Origin of the sequence: Paenibacillus sp. J5C2022, assembly GCF_025567625.1 — a bacterium.
In the GTDB taxonomy this organism is placed as follows: Bacteria; Bacillota; Bacilli; order Paenibacillales; family Paenibacillaceae; genus Pristimantibacillus.
In genome coordinates this window covers 172,372-191,935 of sequence record NZ_JAOQJC010000010.1, presented here as the reverse complement: position 1 = coordinate 191,935, position 19,564 = coordinate 172,372, and the positions used below count along the sequence as shown (strand labels likewise).

The 19,564-nt window shown below is 52.3% G+C and carries 16 protein-coding genes; 10 read left to right on the top strand and 6 right to left on the bottom strand.

The annotated features are described in order from the left end of the window. Positions 1-615: 615 nt before the first annotated feature. The 3 genes from M6D81_RS10620 (at position 616) to M6D81_RS10610 (ending at position 1,948) form a co-directional block, all read left to right on the top strand. Complete coding sequence (locus tag M6D81_RS10620; RefSeq protein ID WP_262676856.1) at positions 616-759, top strand: DUF6932 family protein; 144 nt, start codon at positions 616-618, stop codon at positions 757-759. A gap of 145 nt (positions 760-904) precedes the next feature. Further along, on the top strand, positions 905-1,342 hold the full coding sequence (locus M6D81_RS10615) for a sigma-70 family RNA polymerase sigma factor (protein ID WP_262676855.1): 438 nt from the start codon (positions 905-907) through the stop codon (positions 1,340-1,342). Positions 1,343-1,576: 234 nt separating this feature from the next. Continuing rightward, positions 1,577-1,948, top strand: coding sequence for a VOC family protein (locus M6D81_RS10610; protein WP_262676854.1), 372 nt, complete (start codon positions 1,577-1,579; stop codon positions 1,946-1,948). Between the two features lie 200 nt (positions 1,949-2,148). On the opposite strand, the gene M6D81_RS10605 is transcribed toward M6D81_RS10610, so the two are convergent. After that, positions 2,149-2,925 carry a sugar phosphate isomerase/epimerase family protein gene (locus M6D81_RS10605; RefSeq protein ID WP_262676853.1) on the bottom strand — a complete coding sequence of 259 codons (777 nt, stop codon included), beginning with the start codon at positions 2,923-2,925 and terminating at the stop codon, positions 2,149-2,151. Between the two features lie 229 nt (positions 2,926-3,154). Here M6D81_RS10605 and M6D81_RS10600 point away from each other — a divergent pair, with 229 nt between their 5' ends. Then, the gene (locus tag M6D81_RS10600; RefSeq protein ID WP_262676851.1) at positions 3,155-4,270 is read left to right on the top strand and encodes a Gfo/Idh/MocA family protein; all 1,116 of its coding nucleotides are present in this window, start codon (positions 3,155-3,157) and stop codon (positions 4,268-4,270) included. Between the two features lie 53 nt (positions 4,271-4,323). On the opposite strand, the gene M6D81_RS10595 is transcribed toward M6D81_RS10600, so the two are convergent. Together M6D81_RS10595 and M6D81_RS10590 are read right to left on the bottom strand one after the other, a co-directional pair. Further along, on the bottom strand, positions 4,324-5,481 hold the full coding sequence (locus M6D81_RS10595) for a copper amine oxidase N-terminal domain-containing protein (RefSeq protein WP_262676850.1): 1,158 nt from the start codon (positions 5,479-5,481) through the stop codon (positions 4,324-4,326). 72 nt (positions 5,482-5,553) lie between these two features. Then, complete coding sequence (locus M6D81_RS10590) at positions 5,554-6,435, bottom strand: LysR family transcriptional regulator (protein WP_262676849.1); 882 nt, start codon at positions 6,433-6,435, stop codon at positions 5,554-5,556. Positions 6,436-6,549: 114 nt separating this feature from the next. Here M6D81_RS10590 and M6D81_RS10585 point away from each other — a divergent pair, with 114 nt between their 5' ends. The 6 genes from M6D81_RS10585 (at position 6,550) to M6D81_RS10560 (ending at position 12,565) form a co-directional block, all read left to right on the top strand. Continuing rightward, positions 6,550-7,446 (top strand): 3-hydroxyacyl-CoA dehydrogenase family protein, encoded by an 897-nt coding sequence (locus M6D81_RS10585; protein ID WP_262676848.1) that lies wholly within the window; start codon positions 6,550-6,552, stop codon positions 7,444-7,446. Beyond that, complete coding sequence (locus tag M6D81_RS10580) at positions 7,424-8,626, top strand: acetyl-CoA C-acetyltransferase (protein WP_262676847.1); 1,203 nt, start codon at positions 7,424-7,426, stop codon at positions 8,624-8,626. The genes M6D81_RS10585 and M6D81_RS10580 overlap by 23 nt, the downstream gene beginning before the upstream one ends. Before the next feature lie 16 nt (positions 8,627-8,642). Continuing rightward, positions 8,643-9,329 carry a CoA transferase subunit A gene (locus tag M6D81_RS10575; RefSeq protein WP_262676846.1) on the top strand — a complete coding sequence of 229 codons (687 nt, stop codon included), beginning with the start codon at positions 8,643-8,645 and terminating at the stop codon, positions 9,327-9,329. Positions 9,330-9,349: 20 nt separating this feature from the next. After that, positions 9,350-10,015 (top strand): 3-oxoacid CoA-transferase subunit B, encoded by a 666-nt coding sequence (locus M6D81_RS10570; protein ID WP_262676845.1) that lies wholly within the window; start codon positions 9,350-9,352, stop codon positions 10,013-10,015. A gap of 31 nt (positions 10,016-10,046) precedes the next feature. Continuing rightward, complete coding sequence (locus M6D81_RS10565; protein ID WP_262676844.1) at positions 10,047-10,823, top strand: 3-hydroxybutyrate dehydrogenase; 777 nt, start codon at positions 10,047-10,049, stop codon at positions 10,821-10,823. Between the two features lie 110 nt (positions 10,824-10,933). Continuing rightward, a complete protein-coding gene (locus M6D81_RS10560) occupies positions 10,934-12,565 on the top strand; it encodes a glycosyl hydrolase family 18 protein (protein WP_262676843.1) in 1,632 nt (543 codons plus the stop codon). Between the two features lie 755 nt (positions 12,566-13,320). On the opposite strand, the gene M6D81_RS10555 is transcribed toward M6D81_RS10560, so the two are convergent. The 3 genes from M6D81_RS10555 to M6D81_RS10545 form a co-directional block, all read right to left on the bottom strand. Then, the gene (locus M6D81_RS10555; RefSeq protein WP_262676842.1) at positions 13,321-14,589 is read right to left on the bottom strand and encodes an MFS transporter; all 1,269 of its coding nucleotides are present in this window, start codon (positions 14,587-14,589) and stop codon (positions 13,321-13,323) included. Then, the gene (locus M6D81_RS10550) at positions 14,586-15,362 is read right to left on the bottom strand and encodes an MOSC domain-containing protein (protein ID WP_262676841.1); all 777 of its coding nucleotides are present in this window, start codon (positions 15,360-15,362) and stop codon (positions 14,586-14,588) included. The genes M6D81_RS10555 and M6D81_RS10550 overlap by 4 nt, the downstream gene beginning before the upstream one ends. A gap of 122 nt (positions 15,363-15,484) precedes the next feature. Beyond that, positions 15,485-19,495 (bottom strand): discoidin domain-containing protein, encoded by a 4,011-nt coding sequence (locus tag M6D81_RS10545; protein ID WP_262676840.1) that lies wholly within the window; start codon positions 19,493-19,495, stop codon positions 15,485-15,487. Between the last annotated feature and the right edge of the window lie 69 nt (positions 19,496-19,564).

Sequence of the window (19,564 nt, the reverse complement as noted above, 5' to 3'; positions counted from 1 at the left end):
CCGGGCAGATTCCTGATTGCAAGCGAATAAACGATCTACATTCCCCTTGGATGCTCGAAAATGTACAACTTGTCCTCTCACCATCACTCTCACCTCGAACCGCTTGTAGATACACTCATTATACCACACATATGTTCTTATATGGAGAGTTTTTGTCAATCCATTCCTGATCTGTTCATTTCTCAAAAGGCTGTTTTCCCTACCCATCCCAGAAGGGATGTTCGGGAAAAGCGTCATTCATCCCCCACCTGCTTCGCTGAGGAAGGAGACTTTTGACCCATGGAGTTAAATGGGTATAACGCAGGATAGTGTGGATCGTGAAGACACTTGACATCTTTGATAAGTGAGTTAAAAAATAATTAACAAAAATGTTAAGTTAACAATAATGTTTAGTGAATCGCTGCGTATAATTTCGACTATTCGGAGGAAAATAATGTTGATATTCAATGATCAGGGCCTATTAGCTGCACAAGACTACCCTATGACATTAGATCAGTTACGTACTTCCTTGCTTGTAACGGGTCCTATAGATGGATCTCCGTGGGATACGAATAAAGGATGACGTTAGTAAACAACTTGGAGATATTGGTTAGCCAACTGTGGAGAGTCGGCATAATGGAAATTGTTATAGATGGTTCATTTGTTGAAGACAAAGCGAGTCCCGGTGACATTGATGGTTATTTTGTAGCAGACGTTAGATCCTTGCCGGACATAGTAAGGGAGCTTAACGTGGCAGCTACCAATGTGGCATCGATATAAAGTTGAACTATACCCGCACGTTGGACAATCATCAGGGATACGCGATGAACATGGTTTAGAATAAATGTTTCCAGCAGCATTCAAAAAAAACCGTGATACATTTGAACCTAAAGGAATTGTGAAAATCATTAAATAACTGAGAAAGTTGATTAAAAACGAAACAGCTTACCAAAAAGCACAGGAAAAGTTGAAACAAGATAAGGATTTTATTTTGAAAGAAAAAATGCGCTTTAAAGAAATGGGTCTAAATGATGAGCAGATTAACATGGCAATTGAACCATTAATATCATTCCATGAACAACTAAAAGAAGAAGTTGAGTATTATGAAAGAATAAAAAGGGGCTCCTTTAACCCTATTCACAAGTTCACGGATATCGGAAAGAGCCTTATTGCTTATAGAATATATATAAATATGACTCAATCGGAGTTAGCTAGGAAACTGGAAGTATCGGAAGCACAGGTTTCTCGAGATGAGCGAAACGAGTATTATGGAGCCACTGCAGAAAAAATTGAAGCTGTAATGAGTGCTATGGGAATGAGGGCAACGATAAATATTGAGGTTGCTACTGGATTAGGCGCATAATAGCGGGGATGTTTTTGGGACCAACAATCGAATATATTACACCAATATACCGATAACTAGTTCATTTTTAGCGTATGTTGAATTCTAACGGGAGACGATAGTGCAATAACTTTTGAGGGTCTCTGATTGTATAATAGTTGCTTCCATGGTTACAATACAGGGCGAAACATGTGTTCAACAAGGTAATGTTGTATACTTTATGTAATAAACCAAATGTTTTTTTATGGAGGAAACATGAAACTGGGCGCATTCTCTGTAAGTTTAAGTGTAAAAGACATTTACAAATCAAAATTATTTTACGAAAATCTAGGTTTTCATGTCTTAGGAGGCGATATTACTCAAAATTGGCTCATTATGAAGAATGAAAGTTGTATCATTGGTCTATTCCAAGGAATGTTTGAAAAGAATATTCTGACCTTTAATCCAGGTTGGGGTGAAAACGGCGAAATTCTTAATTCGTATACGGACATTCGAGATATTCAAAAACAGCTTAAAGCAAAAGGAATTAAAATACTTTCTGAAGCGGATGAAACAAGCGAAGGACCTGCCAGTTTTACAATTGAAGATCCTGATGGCAACCCTATTCTTATAGATCAACACAGATGAAGTAGAGAATGGAATAGCTATGCATCAGGTCCTTCAACAAAGACAGCGTTACGTTATCGGAAACGATAGCTTCATGAGACAGGCTGCCGACCGGCAGCCTGCTCAAAGATTTGGCAGCATTCTGGAATCCACGGGATAGCGGAATGCCGGTTCCTTAGGTATGCTCGGCTCCGTTCCTTACTGACTGCCCTTTCAAGGCCTTACAGACGGGCGGAAGCGGCCTCTGCCTCGCCGGCCAATGCCAACAGCGTCGCCGCATCCTCCAGAAACCGCTGCTGCTCGCCGCCCGCAACAAACTCAATCAACGCATAATGTGTACGCCCGAGTGCATTCACTTGCTTGAAGTGCGTCGCCCATGCCTGATCACCGGCGGCCAACGACTGTTGCACACGATCCTGATAGTAGTACACATGCAGATTAAGAAGACGGTCGCGCAGCGCATCAAGCTCTTGCCGGAATAATTCCGGCTCTCCTTCGTGCAAACGCTGCCAATCGCAAGTGAACGATGGTTCCGGCACAAGCTGCAACAGCTTCAATGTGCTCTCCAGCGTATCGGTCAACGTATTCTGATGATATTCCAGCGTGACTGTCATGTTCCTTGATGCCGCAATCGCCGCTACCCTTCTCGCATCCTCGGCTACGCGTTCCCAAGTCGCCTCATCCGCTTCCGCCGAGCCGCAGCTTCCCGCCCATACCCGAATCACCTTCGTGCCGAGCGACTCAGCCGTCTCTGCCAGCTGATCGAAATCCTCGCCTTCCCCGCTGCCCAGCCTGTAGTAGCTGGCATATGCCGCCACCTGCAAGCCCGCATCGGCCGTCATCTTGCCCACCTCTGCAGCCAATTCGAGGTTTCCTGCCGGCACATGCACATCGCTTCCCCAAGCGATCGCTTGCAGCCCGGCTTGTTTCGTTAACGCGACTATCTCTTGCGGAGCAAGCTTTCGAAATGTTACCGACAGCATACCCGGAATAATCATACCATCACCCTTTGCTACATTTTTTCAAATTGCCATATTCGTCCATTATACTTGTTGCAGCGCCGAAGGTATAGTCAATAGCCGCCGCACATTCAGGTTGAAGGACCTTCTCTTCGCTTAGGAAGGCCTCCGAGGCATAATGCTAAAATAATTGTACTTTTTGATAAAGACACCTTCCCATGAATTCTCTATACTAGCCCTAACATGAAAACTAATGGAGGTTTCCCGCATGAAATTGGCTGTCATTGGGTATGGACATCGCATTCGCCATATGGTGAAAGAGATCATAAAAGCGAATCCGGAATGCTATGTAGCCGCTATTGTAGACCCCAGAGAAGATGAGATTAGGTTGCAGTACCCCGATGAAGTCAAGCGTGCCGCCTTCTATCCCGCTATTCCGGACATGCTAGGCGCTATAAAGCCCGATGGCGTTCTCGTCGGCACCCGCTGCAATCTGCATACCGAGATGGCTGTCCAACTGCTGCCCACCGGCATTCCGTTGTTCCTGGAGAAGCCTGTCGCCATCAGCTATGAACAGCTCGAGCAATTGGAGAGAGCCTATCAGAAGTCCGACAGTCAAGTCGTCGTATCCTTCCCTCTGCGCAACACGCTGCTGGTACAGACCGCGAAGGAAATCATAGATTCCGGGAAGCTAGGCACGATCGAGCATGTGCAGGCCGTGAACAATGTTCCTTACGGCGGCGTCTACTTTCATAACTGGTACCGGGATGAACGGATTACGAACGGATTGTTTCTGCAGAAGGCTACCCATGACTTCGACTACATCAATTATCTGCTCGGCATGCGGCCCGTCATGATCAGCGCAATGCGATCGAAGCAGATTTTCAAAGGCAATAAGCCTGCGGGGCTTCTCTGCAAAGCATGCGACGAGAGAGACACCTGTCCGGAAAGCACGATCGGCCGGGAGGATCTGGGGCCTTACTGCTGCTTCGGCGAGGATACGGGCAATGAAGATTCCGGCAGCGCGCTCATTCAATACGAGAGCGGCATGCACGCCGTCTACACGCAGAACTTCTTCGCAAGAAGGCAAGCGGCAAGACGCGGCGCGCGCTTGCTCGGCTACAAGGGAACGCTGGAGTTCAACTGGCAGGACGATGAAATCAAAGTATATATGCATCACACGCCAAGAGTGGAAACGCACAAGCTGACGATAGACGACTCGGAGGGCCACGGCGGTGGCGACGGCGCACTCGCCAGGAACTTCGTCGGCATTATGCAAGGCAAGGAAGTCTCCAGGACGCCGCTGGAGGAAGGCTTGCTTAGCGCCCGTATGTGCCTGAAAGCAACGGAGTCAGCAGAGACGCATACGTTCTGCATGATTTAAGCCATGACGCGAACAGCGCTGCAAGGATAACTTGTCCCCTGCAGCGCTGTTCCCTATTCATTCCCTTCATTCAGCTTGTACGTATACTCACTCTGTTCATTGCCGATGAAGAAGTTGTGGCTAAGAAGCAAGGCATCCCCTTCCCGCCCGATGACCTGAAGACCGTCCCATTGATGGAATTCGGGACTGTACTTGTCAAGCGACTCCAATATTTCGATCTTCTTGTCATCCAGCAGCACATCCATTAATCTTGTCGCCTGCTTCGATTCCAAGTCGATCAACGTCAGCCATCCGGTCTCGGCAGGCCGTACGACGTAATACTGTTCATCCGCCCATTCCACCTGGAAGGAATCGTCCTCGTAGCCCGTTATGGCTTGCAAGTCGTAATCCGCCAGTACGCTGCCCTCTTCGTCTACCTCATACAACACCGCTCCATCCATCAGCAGCGCGTGATCATTCGCGGATCGGTCGATTGAACGAATAGAGTGACCATAATAATAAGCTTCCGACTCCAACGCCAATTGACCGTCTATGAGAAGGAACTTGTACAGCATATGATGAACATGAGGCTCGCCGTAAATATCAGAAACCTTCAGCACGGCAACATCGTCAGACAACTGGTCAACGGTTAATTCGCCCATATCCTTCACCTCTGCTTCCGTATCAGCCGCCAGCTCTATCGCACTAGCACCTTCGGATACGAACACTTCTCCGCCGGTACGGTCGAACCAGTAGGCAGACTCTCCATGTGCGGCGTAGAGATACGGTTTCTCCACATCAATGAGCGCCCGCCGCTCTTCCGCGATCCAGCTCACCTTGGCGCCGAACGCCTCCGACACGAAGCGAGCGGGCACATAGACGACGCCTTGTCTGTTATCGGGAATGCTTCGCATCTTGTACGTCTTCCCATTGACGATCGCTTGCTTGCTGCCCAGCTTCATCTCGATTCTGGTCGTCGGATTCGTGATGACAATCCGCTTTCCCTCGGCAATCCAAGTCGTATGGCTGTCCAGCATCGTCCCCGTCTCTCTTAGCGGCAAGTAGACAGAGCCATTCTGCAGGAACGGCTTATTCTGAAATTCCTCGTCGAGTCCATTCAAAGTGATGATGAGCGGTTGCGATTGCGAATTTGCGCTGACTTCCCCTTCTCCCGCATAAGCGACCACCCCTACCAATAGTAAGGCTACAAACCACAGTTTTCTCTTCTCCATCTCCCATTGGCCTCCTAATTCTGTATGTATACTAATGATTAGACGCCAACAAACAACCAAAAGTTTCCTTTTTTAAGAGAAAACCTCTTTCACGTACTCTACCCAGCCTCTGGCTGCATGGGACAAGTAGCCGTCCTTCTTCCAAACAATGCCCAGATTCCAATGAATGCTTGGCTCTACACCGTTCAAGACACGAACTTTCTGTGTATCGAACTTCGCGCAGATCGTCTCCGGAAGCAAGGAAATGCCTTGATTGGCACAGATTAATTCATAGATGAAATCCCACTGGCTGCTCTCGTAAGCGACTTGAGGCTCGAAGCCCTCCTGTATACAAGCCTCCTTCACACGGTCATGCAGATTGAATTCATGACGGAACAGAATGAACGACTCATCACGCAGATCGCCAAGCTTCACTTCTTGTCCAAGAGCCAGATGATGCTGGATTGGAACAACCAGCTTCAACTGCCGCTTTACAATCGGAACGATCTCGAATAAGGCATCGTCCACGGGCAATACAACTACCCCCAGATCAAGGCGCCCCTCCTGCAAAAGCTGCTCAATCCGCTTCCCTCCCTCTTCGACAAGCTGAATCGTAATCATGGGATGCCTGTTGCGGAACTCCGTAATGACTTTGGGGAAGAAGCTGGCTCCTATGACCGGCGGAAGTCCCAATGTGAATTTCCCCGCTTTAAGCTGTGTGAGGTCGGCAACCGCCGTTTGCAGGTTATGGGCAGCGTTCATAACGGCTTGTGCATGATGCTGCACCACTTTCCCGGCCTCCGTCAACATCACGCTGCGCGTTGAACGATTAAACAGCACCACGCCCAGTTCTTCCTCCAGCCCCTTCACCATTTTGCTGAGCGTGGGTTGAGAGAGATGAATGGCTCTACTCGCCTTGGAGAAACTCTCATGTTCGGCAACCTCCAAAAAATAGCTCAACTGTCTTAAATCCATCCGCAGCACCTCTTATAGATATTCGGAATAAATACCATTCTATATATGTATTATCACTATATTATGGATTCATGTAAAATGAAAGAAAACAACGACCTAAGGAGGGTGGAATGATTGAAGCACATTGCCGTATTAGGAGCCGGCACGATGGGTCTTACGATCGCCCGCCTGTTCGCGAACTATCGGTACGAGGTTTCCCTGTATGAGCCAATCGGTAAGCAACTCAATGCTGTAGAAGCGCAACTGAGCGGAGAGGGCCTCGGCATTTGTCTGACTGACGATTTATTGAAAGCGGTTGCAGATGCGGATCTCATTATAGAATGCGTCCCCGAGCAATTGACGATCAAACGAGAGCTCCTTCTGATGCTATCCGCCATGATGAAGCAAGATGCCATTGTCGCTTCCAATACATCCAGCTTCTCACTCCAGACATTGGCACAGGATCTGCCCTATCGAGATCGGTTCATGATTGCCCATTTCTTCAATCCGGCGCATCTCATACCGCTAGTAGAAATTGTCGGCATGCCCGATACGCCTCCACATCTCTTGGAAGAGCTCGTCTCGCTGCTTCGGCAATGCGGCAAAACCCCCGTCGTGCTGAACAAGGATATTCCCGGATTTATTGCCAACCGTCTGCAAGCCGCTCTGCTAAGAGAAGCCTGCTTCTTGCTGGAAAGCGGTATAGCTGACGCCAAGCAGATTGATACAGTTGTGAAAGAAGGACCCGGTCTTCGTTGGGCCAGTAAAGGGCCATTCGAAATTGCTGACTTGGGCGGATTGGATATATGGGCCATATTGACTGGCCGGCTATTCCCCGAATTGAGCAATAGCAGCGATACACCTGGAACAATCATGGAGAAAGTGGCTAACAACGAGCTGGGTGTCAAAAGCGGTAGCGGCTACTACGAATACAGCAGCTCTACTCAAGCAGTAGAAGAAATGGGCGACAGTCTGCGGCGCTTGCTCTCCGCGAGACAGTCCGAAGGAGATGATCAAGCTGACAACGCATAATGTCGTCATTACGAGTGCGGTGCGAACCGCTATCGGCAGCTTTAACGGCATGTACAAAGATGTATCCGCGATTCACTTGGGTACGACTTCCATTGCCGCAGCAATTCGACAATCGGGAATCGCTTCAACCGATGTGGATGAAGCCATTATGGGCAATGTGCTGCAGGCCGGACTTGGCCAGAATCCTGCCAGACAGGCGGCACTCGCCGCAGAGCTGCCCATCGAGAGTCGCGCCGTGACCATTAATCAGGTGTGCGGCTCAGGACTGATGGCCGTCAGTATGGCGGCCAATGCCATTCGCTGCGGGGATAGCGACATTGTCGTCGCCGGCGGCATGGAGAATATGACTCGCTCTCCTTACTTGATGCCTGGGGCTCGCTCTGGCTATCGAATAGGCAATCAGACGATTCAGGACAGCATGATGCATGACGGGCTGCGATGCGCCTTGCACGATTATCCGATGGGCAATACAGCTGACGAGCTATGTGAGCGTTATGGATTGTCGCGAGAGGAGCTTGATCGCTTCGCTTATGACAGCCAGCGCAAAGTGAAGGAGGCAAGGGAAGCGGATAAGTTCGCAGATGAAATCGTTCCCGTCGACATACCGCAAAGGAAGGGCGCCCCACTCTCCGTCTATACAGATGAGCATCCCCGTCCAGACACCACCTTGGAGGCTCTGTCGAAGCTGCGCCCGGCATTCAAGCCGGACGGCAACGTCACTGCCGGCAACTCTTCCGGAATTAACGATGGCGCCGCGGCACTCGTTCTGATGAGTGAGGCCAATGCAGCCACCCTCGGGCTCCGGCCGCTTGCAATCATTCGTTCAAGCGCTGCTGCCGGAGTCGATCCCGCTCTCATGGGATTAGGGCCCATCCCGGCAACTGAACGTGCGCTTGCCAGAGCGGGTCTCCACATGAATGACCTCGATCTTATTGAGGTCAATGAAGCATTCGCAGCGCAAGCGCTGGTGTTCACCAAGCGATTCGATATCGATCCCGGCATCTTCAATGTCAATGGCGGCGCTATTGCACTCGGTCATCCGATCGGCGCAAGCGGAGCGCGTGTGTTAGTCACTCTCTTGCATGAAATGATACGCAGAGGCTCACGCTACGGGTTGGCATCGTTGTGCGTCGGCGGCGGCCAAGGCATTGCAACGGTAGTGGAGAACGCATTTTCATAGAAGGGAGTCGATCCTATTGAAGGAAATAGCAACATCATTCTCGGACGCCATCAAGGATATTCATGACGGAGCGACCATTATGGTCGGCGGCTTCGGGCTCGTAGGCATTCCGGAGCAGCTGCTTATCGCATTGGCCGATAGCGGCATCCGAAATTTAACGGTGATATCGAACAACTGCGGAGTGGACGACTGGGGACTCGGTCTGCTGCTCAGGAATCGGCAGATCACGAAAATTATCGCCTCCTATGTGGGAGAGAATAAAGAGTTCGAGCGTCAGGTGCTAAGCGGTGAAATTATAGCAGAGCTTGTACCGCAAGGTACGCTGGCCGAGAGAATCAGGGCGGGCGGAGCAGGCATTCCAGCCTTTTATACACCGGCGGGAGTAGGCACCCTACTGGCAGAGGGCCGGGAAACCCGTGTCTTCAATGGTACCGAATATGTGCTTGAGCATGCCCTGACAGCAGATTTCAGCCTCATACGCGCCTCCCGAAGCGACCGTATGGGCAATCTTGTCTATCACAAAACTGCGCGAAACTTCAATCCCATTATGGCGGCGGCGGGAAAAACCACCATTGTAGAAACGGAGCAATTGGTAGAAACGGGGGAGCTGGACCCGGATCGTGTCCACACACCGGGCATCTATGTGCAAAAGCTCATCAGGGCTGTGCAACAAAAGCGTATTGAGCGGTTAACAACTCGTTAACGAATGAGAGGGGAATCGGCATGAGTGAACGATTATCGGTGCGAGAGCGCATTGCGAAACGGGCAGAGAAGGAAATCAGGAGCGGCTCCTATGTGAACCTCGGTATCGGGATGCCTACATTAGTCGCCAACTTCATCTCGCCGGACAAACAAGTTATCCTGCATTCGGAGAACGGCTTGCTGGGCATCGGACCTTATCCCTTTCCCGATCAAGTCGACCCTGATCTCATCAATGCTGGCAAAGAAACCGTCACCGCCGTCGAAGGCGCATCTTACTTCAGCAGCTCCGATTCATTCGCCATGATCCGCGGAGGACATATCGATCTGGCTATTCTAGGCGGCATGGAAGTATCCCGCTCCGGCGATCTGGCCAACTGGACCATTCCCGGGAAGATGGTGAAAGGGATGGGGGGAGCGATGGATCTCGTACATGGGGCGAAAAGAGTGGTCGTGATTATGGATCATGTCAATAAAGCGAATGAGCCGAAAATCCTCCATGCTTGCCGTCTGCCGTTAACCGGAAAACAAGTGGTGCACCGCATCATTACCGATCGGGCGGTCATCGATGTGACGACTGACGGCTTGCTGCTTGTCGAGGTTGCCGAAGGCTATACCATTGACCAAATACAAGCGTCGACAGAGCCTCCGCTTCTATTGCCGGAGCAAGTCATGTTGAACGCGTATTAGCCGCCAGCTTTCATGATAGGGGGAATAAAGCATGTTCACGAATCGTGTCATTATCGTGACGGGCGCCGCCCAAGGCATCGGATTCCATCTGGCCAAGCGCTTCGCCCAAGAAGGCGGCTCCGTCGTGCTGTCCGATTTTGAAGGCGCCGCTCTGCAAGCTGCTGAAGAAGAGCTTGCAGAGACAGGCTGCCAAGCGGTTGCCATCCCGGCAGACATGACCGTCGAGGAAGATATTATCCGCTTAATCAACCAAGCGTCCTTGCATTACGGACGCTTGGATGTACTTGTCAATAATGCGGGCATTCAGCATGTTGCTCCGATTGAACATTTTCCAACGGACAAGTTCGAGCTTATGATCAAGCTCATGCTCACCGCTCCTTTCATCGCCATCAAGCATGCCCTTCCTCTTATGAAGCGACAAGGCTATGGCAGAATCCTGAATATGTCCTCCATTAATGGCCTTGTAGGATTCGCCGGCAAGTCAGCCTATAACAGCGCCAAGCATGGGGTTATCGGCCTCACTAAGGTCGTCGCCCTGGAAGCTGCGCCCCACGGTGTAACAGTAAACGCGTTATGCCCCGGCTATGTAGACACCTCATTAGTACGCGGACAGCTGCAAGACCTGGCGGATACCCGTCATGTACCGTTCGAACGTGTACTGGAGGAGGTCATCTACCCACTTGTACCGCAACAGCGCTTGCTTGCAGTGGATGAGGTCGCCGATTATGCCTTATTCCTGACCGGCGAATGCGCCAGAGGCGTGACAGGCCAGGCTGTCGTGCTGGATGGCGGCTATACTGCGCAGTGATGATTCTAGGCAGATTAATAGCTCTATTACTCAAAAAACTATATACTTAGATAGACTAATAGACTCGCTATTCCACTGTATAAGAATCATTTTGAGAGGATTGAACTCCTATGCTGAAAAAGCTAGCCGCATTTACCATCGCATCTGCCATCGCATGCGTAACTGCAAGCCACGCCTTTGCATACTCAGCGCAACTAACCCCCTATAAGGATGTGGAAGAAAAGGATTACGCCACAGAAGCTATCTATTCGCTATCCGCGCTGGACATCATTAACGGTTATCCGGATATGACCTTTGCGCCTGACGGCTCTCTATCCAGAGAAGCATTCATCAAGTTAATCGTTACCGCTGCAAGGATAGATGTAAAAACCGCCTTAGGCGACGCACTTCACGATGTAGAATCCGACAGATGGTCTGCCCCGTATATCAAAGCCGCATATGAGTACAATTGGATTGACTTCCTCGTTAATCAGGAGGACGAGTTCCATCCGGAGCAGACAATGACTAGAGAAGAAGTAGCCGCATTGTTCGGCAAATTGCTGCTGGAGGAGCAGCCCGAAGCTTATCGTGAGCAATGGATCTCCGCACAATGGAAATCGGAGAAGACGAAGACAGCCTTTCAAGATCAGACGGAGTTGAGAGCGGGCATTGAACCCTATATCTACTTCTGCGTGAAGAGCGGTATTATGCAAGGAGAGCCCTCCGGCTTTTCCCCCAAGAAACCTTTAACTCGCAAGCAAGCGGCAACAGTGCTCTATCGATACATCGATTCGGTCAACCTGGATCGAAATCTGGCGATTACCGGTTATTATGCCATTAACTCTTATTCTGCTCTTTCGCACATGCCCTTGCTTTCAAATGCAGCCTTTGGGTGGTCGCATATGGAATATGACGAAGAAAGTGGAACCGCCGCTTTAAATACCACATCAACCGAATATAAAATTCCGCAAGGCTTCGAGGAACCGCTTGCCTCGGCGGACAAGGCCGGAATTGCCAAAAGCCTGATGATTTATTACGGCGATGCTAATCTGAAGGAGTTTGTTGAGGATAAAGCCGCGCAGGAAGCCTTTATCGACTCCTTGCTGGCAACGCTGGAGGACTCGACATACGGCTTCACGGGGGTAAACTTGGACTTCGAAGGTTTACGCGATGCGACAAGCCAGACCGGATATTTATCTTTCATACAAGATTTGAAGGAGCAGATCGGGGATATGACTTTATCCGTAACCGTCCCGCCCTCCAACTATTACAAAGGTTATGACTTGGAAGGGATTGGAGAGGCTGCGGACGAGGTCATTCTGATGGCTTATGATTTCACTCATAGCGACAGCAAGCTGCCTTCAGCTCCTCTTCCGCTCGTGAATGAGTCCGTGGCCAACGCGCTTCAATTTATTCCTGGAGAAAAGCTCGTGCTAGGCATCTCGAAGCAAGCCAATCAATGGGTCACTTTGAATGGGGCCACTTCTTTATTTAATCCGCGAATATCGGATGTAGAGGGCAGATTGGCGCAACCGGATATAACGGAAACCGTCGTCATGCCTTTCTTCCTCCAACAGATTTCCTTTCAAGATGAACGAGGCTCTCACGATATTTTGTATGAAGATACAGAAAGTATCGCCAAGAAGCTGTGGCTTGCCAAGCACTACGGATTGAAAGGCGTCTCCTTATGGCATATGGGCAACTTCACTCCTGAGGATTGGTCACGGATTGCGCAAGAACAAAACAAAAAAGCCACCGCGTAACGCTAAAGCTCCCACTTTTCGGTGGTACGAGGCACGCTTGGCGGGGCTATGTGACTAAAATGAGCGATAGCGCACACTTTTCTCAATGTTTCCGAGTCTATGTGAGCAAAATGAGCGATAGCTCCCACTTTTCTCAATTTTTTCGAGTCTATGTGAGCAAAATGAGCGATAGCGCACACTTTTCGGTGGTACGAGGCATGTTTGGCGGGGCTATGTGACTAAAATGAGCGATAGCGCACACTTTTCGGTGGTACGAGGCACGCTTGGCGGGGCTATGTGACTAAAATGAGCGATAGCGCACACTTTTCTCAATGTTTCCGAGTCTATGTGAGCAAAATGAGCGATAGCGCACACTTTTCGGTGGTACGAGGCACGTTTGGCGGGGCTATGTGACTAAAATGAGCGATAGCGCACACTTTTCTCAATTTTTTCGAGTCTATGTGAGCAAAATGAGCGATAGCGCACACTTTTCGGTGGTACGAGGCACACTTGGCGGGGCTATGTGACTAAAATGAGCGATAGCGCACACTTTTCTCAATGTTTCCGAGTCTATGTGAGCAAAATGAGCGATAGCGCACACTTTTCTCAATGTTTCCGAGTCTATGTGAGCATTTTGAGCGACAAGCCCTCATTTGCTTTGGTACTGCAGATGACAAGAAGGAGCCGTCAATTGTGCAGACCAGGCAAAAAGAGGCCCTCATCCCTGCACGATAGCGGGAATGAGGGCCTCTTCATGCCGTTCTGCACACGATGGCTTAGCCGTTCAACGTGGTGCTGTTGCCGCGCGGCCGCGAGCTCGTCCATACCACGACGGGAATTAGGATGAGCGAGAGGATACCCCCTGCGAGAGATAACACCGCATAGCTGGAGCCCGCTACGATCATGCCCGACATCGCGCCGCTGGATGCGCCGGCCAAGGCGATCAGCACATCGACGCTCCCTTGCGTCTTCGCCCGGTTCGCCGGGGTCGTCGCGTCGACGATCAGCGTTGTGCCGCTGATCAGCCCGAAGTTCCAGCCAAGTCCGAGCAAGGCGAGCGCAAGCGTCAGCAACGGCATGGAATGCGGAGGTGCCGCAGCGGCAAGCACACCCGATGCGAGAAGCGTGATGCCGGATGCCACGATCATCGTCATTCGACCAAGCTTGTCTACCAGCACGCCCGTAATGAGGGAAGGCAGGAACATCGCGGCGACATGAATCCCGATGACCATTCCCACATCGCCCAGCCCGTGCCCGTGATGCTTCATATGAATCGGCGTCATCGTCATGATGGCGACCATAACAATCTGGGTAGTCAGCATGACCGCAGCTCCCGCGATCACCAGCTTCCTCTGCAAGGGAGCGACGTCGCCGCCGTTAATAGGCACAGCGCTTCCTGATCGCGAACCGGCTTCATGCTTCCTCGCCAGCTCCAGCGCTGTCAGCAGAGGGTCCGGTCGGAGGAACAATATGAGCACCAGGCCCGCCAGCAGGAACGCTGCCGCCGCCAGAATGAACGGCCCCGCCAGTCTCGGAATGCCGATCCCGCTAGCGAATTCGCCCATGACCTCCACCAGATTGGGACCGGCAACCGCCCCCAATGTCGTCGAGACCATGGAGATGCTGATCGCTGTCGCCCGCTTCCCGGAATCCGCCAGGTCAGTAGCGGCGTAACGGGCTTGCAGATTGGTCGCCGTACCGGCGCCGTACACGAGCAATGAAGCGAACAGCAGGATCACCTGGCTGTATAACGCCGCGACGATTACTCCGATTGCCCCGATACCGCCCAGCAGGAAGCCGGTCGACAGACCGATGCGACGTCCGAATCGTTGCGAGAGCCTGCCTACGAGCAAGGCCGAGCCTGCAGAGCCAAGCGTGAACAATGCGGTCGGCAGACCGGTTACGCTGTCCGTACCCAGCATCTCTTGCGCCAGCAATGCGCCCACCGTAATGCCAGCTGCCAGCCCCGCTCCGCCGAATATTTGCGCTATGACGACAATGAGCAACGATTTCCGGTATAGCTGCTGTTGCGTATACTCTTTCATCGCCGCCGGCCCTCTCCGCTTTCCTTGTTCCCCTCCGTCTGATCCGCATTCGCCGCATCCGCATCCGGACGCGGGTTCGCTTCCGCTAATACCGATTCTCCCGACAGTCGCGCCTTCACATCCGTCACCTCTCCCGACAGCCGCTTCTCGAACGTCTTGCGCCAGCTGGCGGACAAGCCGTCCACTGCCAACAGCTTGCGCATGCCTTCCGCATTGCTCTTGTCATGGTGCATAATCTCATTCGCATAAGCGACCGTTAGCTCTGCAGTATCGCGTTGTACAAGCGTCAGCATATCTCCGCTGCCTACATGCCCTTCCTGCAGAACGCGGAAGTAATAGCCGGTATATCCCGTATTCTGCACCTGCAACGGCAATTCCGGCAAGCCGTACTTCACCGACAACTTGAAGCAAGGCTGGCGGGGCTGGCTGATCTGCACCTTCGCTTCCCCGAGCTGAAATACGTCACCGATGCACACATCGTCCTCCAGCAAGCCTTCCGTTGTCAGATTTTCACCGAAAGCTCCCATCGATAATGCACGGTTCAGCTCTCGCTCCCAGTAGGGATAATGCTCATGCGCGTATACACAGACCGCCTTGTCCACGCCGCCATGATGCTTCAAGTTGGCTTGACCATCGCCTTCGAAGTTCAGCTGCGACAAGTACACCCTGTCCTGGACCGACTGCTTCACTATACCCGTCATCACTTCCTTGCCGCGAAAGCTAAGCGCTGCAGGCTTGCCCACGTTCAATGACCGAATGATCGCTTGCTTCATCTCTCACGCCTCCGATTCCCACTACTCTCCGCGTCTCTATCATCTTGTTATCATTATAGCAGATGAGAACGCGAACCGGATAACGCCTTTATTCATGTACGTCATTGCCCTCGCTATAGCCTTCACTCCTCCGATTCCCGTTCCAGCATGCGAAGAATAACGGTGACTGCCTCCGCTCGCGTCGCCGACGCGGCGGGCGCGAACCTCTCTCCGCCTTTCCCGGTCATCAGCTCCGACTGATATGCCGCCATAATGTAAGGCTTGGCCCACTGCGGCATATCGTTCGCATCGCGATAAGACGGATCAGCGGCGTCATCCAGCGACAGCTGCAGAGCGCGCACGAGCATCGCCGCCATCTCCATCCGGCTGATCTCGGCCTTTGGCCGGAAGGTGCCGTCCGCATAGCCTGTCAGAATGCCTGCTTCAATCGCTTGCGCAATCGCTGTGCGAGCCCAGTCTCCGATATCGCCGTTATCTGCGAACGCAAGCTCCGCGCCATCCCCTCCCAGCTTCAGCGCATTCGCCAGCATGACGATGAATTGCTCGCGGGTGACGGCCATATCCCCCCGGAACGTTCCGTCGGGGAAGCCCTTCACGAAGCCGAGCTTAGCCGCACGGCTGATGTACCCTTCAGCCCAATGGCCCGCCATATCATGCCATTCGATTGCCGCCGCATTCTCCTCCTCGGCTTCATCTCCGTCCCCATCTTCATCAACCTCAGGGACGGTTCCTCCTCCCGGATAGCTGGGATAATTCGGCGTCGAAGGGGTGCCTGCTTTCTTGGCGAGCTCCGCGCGCGCATTGATCAGAGCATACCATGCCGCATCCAGATCGGCTTGCTTCGCTTCGATCCCCATTAAAGTCAATTCAGCCGATGCCAGTGTATCCTGCAATAGCTCCCAACTGTCTGCGGTGTAAGCATTCTGAGCCAGCTCCTCCCGCTTCAGCCCCGTTATCCGCGCCGCCAGACGGGTCTTGTTCCCTATCGCCCGCTCACTGCTGAACACTTCGAATTCCTGGAAGGAGTATCCGAATATCGTAGCCCGTTCTATACCTTGCATCTTCACATATCTGGCTTCTATCGGCGGGAACGTCAGCTCTTCTACACCGCCCTTGCCTTGAATGACGCCGTCATTGCCCGAGATGGCATTGACCCAATTCTCTCCGTCGGCAGACACGAGCAATTGGTACCGCTTGGCATATGCGGTCTGCCATGCAATCGCAACCTTGTCTATCGCCATGGCTTCACCCAGATCGACAGCGAACCAGGCATCGTCCACCCATTCGCTCGACCATCGCGTATCCGATCTGCCGTCCACCGCCTTGTCGGGAGTAAGAGACTGCGATTCCGAGCCGGATGACTGCGCGGACTGCAACAGCGCCAGATTGCCGCGAACATCTATCGCCCGATTGAATACTTCTACCTGATCCACCACACCTTGAAAAGCATTCGTGGCGCTGCCAATTCTCGCCAGCGGCAGGATGAACGTCTCCAGCTTCGTGCCGTCTCTCAAGCTCTCCGCATACTGGCTGCCGTTAACGAACAGCGAGGTGCTGCTGCTGTCGCCGACCAGCAAGAGATGCGTCCACTTCCCGGCAGGAAGCTTGTAATCGAAGACACTGCTGTACCCTTCCTTAACGAAGCCGAGCTTGCCGCTCCCCCCCATATTCATCCGCAATTGCCCTTCCGGCGATTCCAGCAGCACGGCATCGGCCGGGTTATTCTCCTCCGGCTTCACCCACATGGACAACGTCCAGCCGAATCCAAGCGACCGCAGCGGAGTATCCACATAGCTGTCCCCGCCTTGGAGCCTCGCGCCCTCGCCGAATAAGCCCTCTACCAGTTCCATGCGATGACCCGCGCCATGGAATTCGTTCCCTGACGCATCAGCGAGGCTGCCGTTGAACGAATATACCGCTACCTTTCCTTCTTCATTCCCAGTTCTCATCACATGCGACAGGTGTACCGTCGGAGGATCATGAAGTTTGGACAGCTCCTCCTGGAACCTTATGAAGTCCCGGTCTTCTCTCGTTCCCGCCCAGGTCTTCTCTGACAGCGTTTTCATGGACGGCAGCACGCGATAGTGGGAATCGGCCATCGACACACCCTTCTCGATCGACACATCGTTCCAGAGCGCGAACATGGCGCCCTTCACCTGCGAATGCCCGAATGGCAGCACCGACTCTATCCAGTCGTTAGGTTCCCATTCATTGTACAGATAGTCGTAGTTCAGATAATTCCGGTACAGCTGCGGGACAATATACAACAGATTCGTGTTGACGTTCACGATATCGTATCCCAGATCGACTGCTTGCTGAGCCGAGCCGTAGGGCTCATACCATATATCCATCGTTGCGTCGTTGCTGATGGGCGTATTCCCGTCGAACATCGTCAGTCCGCCCCACAGCCGGGCTTGCTTGCCCTTGCCGTTAATGTGGCGAATGAACGTGTCCATATACTGCCGGAACGCTTCCGTGTCGCTCCCCCAATACTCGTCCGTCCCGATATGCACGTCAGGCCCGATGAATACGTTGTCGTCAATATACTCATCGAACAAGCCCTTCACGAAATCCACGGTCTCTTCTCTGGTTACATCCAGCATATTTCCAGAGCCTAACGAAGGATCGTAAGCGATGAATACGCCGGAATGCCCAGGGGTGTCAATCTCCGGAACGACATTCACGCCGTAGTCCATCCCCAATTGCTGCAGCTCTCTGAACTCCTCCTTCGTATAGTACCCGCTCGGGCTGGCCAGTCCGGGATAACGCTCGCTCTCCAGGCGGAATGCCGCCTTCGTCCCGTCCGGGAAAGCCGTTCCCACATCGTCGTTCAGGTGAATCTGGAACCGGTTCATCTTGTAATACGACATCAGCTTCACGTAATCCCGCAGGAAGTCGATCGTATAGAACTTCCTCGCGACATCGATCATGAAGCCGCGCTCCGCATACTTGGGATAATCTCTGATCATGCCTCTAGGCATACGGGTATGCGCATCGTCTTGCTCCAGCAGCTGCAGCACCGTTCTAGTTCCGTAAAAGACGCCTTTCACATCATCCGAAAAAATGGAAGCGTAATCATTTATATCCATCCTATAACCTTCCTCGCCAAGTGCGGCTAAGGTTTGATCCAGCCGGAGATAAATATCGCCGTTATCCGGGGTACCGGTCTCGACCGCAAGCGAGAGCCCCGTCAACTCATGCAATTCGTCTCTGAGGATGTCCGCCGTCTTCTGCAGAGCGGCCAGATCTGCTTCATCAACTACAATTCTTGATGCTCCTGACAGCGTAAATTCTCCCTGACCGCCCAGCCACTCTTGCAGGGACGGCACGACCATCGGCTCGGCGTTCCGCTCAGCCGTCTGCTCGTACAAGCCGGGAACCGTCACCAGCACATTGTCGGACAGCTTGTCCTGCGGGTCGTTCACGTTCTCCACTTGCAGCAGCAGATGAACCTTCACATCCACCAGCGGTTCGTGAATACGTCCGGCCTGATCAATGACCGGCAGCCGATCGCTCCCCAGCAGAGAAACCTTGTAGCCTTCACGGATGGCCGGCAGCACAAGCTCGGTCTGTCCTTCCTGGACCGTAATCTGCTGACGCAGCTCCTCCATGATTTCCGGCAGCGCATTCCTCTCGTTATACACTTCGAATTCGAAGAAGGAGTAGCCGTACACGATGCCTTCTACAGGCCTTCTGCTCACACCCTGGAATTTCACGTACCGGGCTTGCCTCTGCTGGAACTCGATCACGTCGGGCCCTTGCGCGGCTGCCGTCAGAATGCCGTCGTTCTCCATCACATTGTCCCAATTCACCTTGTCCTTGGATACCAGAATCTGATATTTGTCAGCGGGCGTCTGCCAATGAATGACGACTTTGGCGATCGGCTGCACTTCGCCCAGATCGACATAGAACCACTGCCCGTCATCCTTGGCGGACGACCATCTTGTTCCTGAGTCCCCGTCAACGGCATTGCCCGGTCCGAGCCAATCCACTTCATTGCCCGAAGCATAGACGGACTTGCCCACCGAGACGTTGGTGCCCGCAGCCTCGGACTTGTCCGGCTGAATAAAGACGATGGCGAATAAGAACATCATAACCATGAGAATGTAATAATCTCTGTTCCGCTTATTCATATACTTACCCTCCTGAAGAAACTAATAGTATCCAGTTCGTCCTGCTGTACAATCTGAAGTAGCGAACTC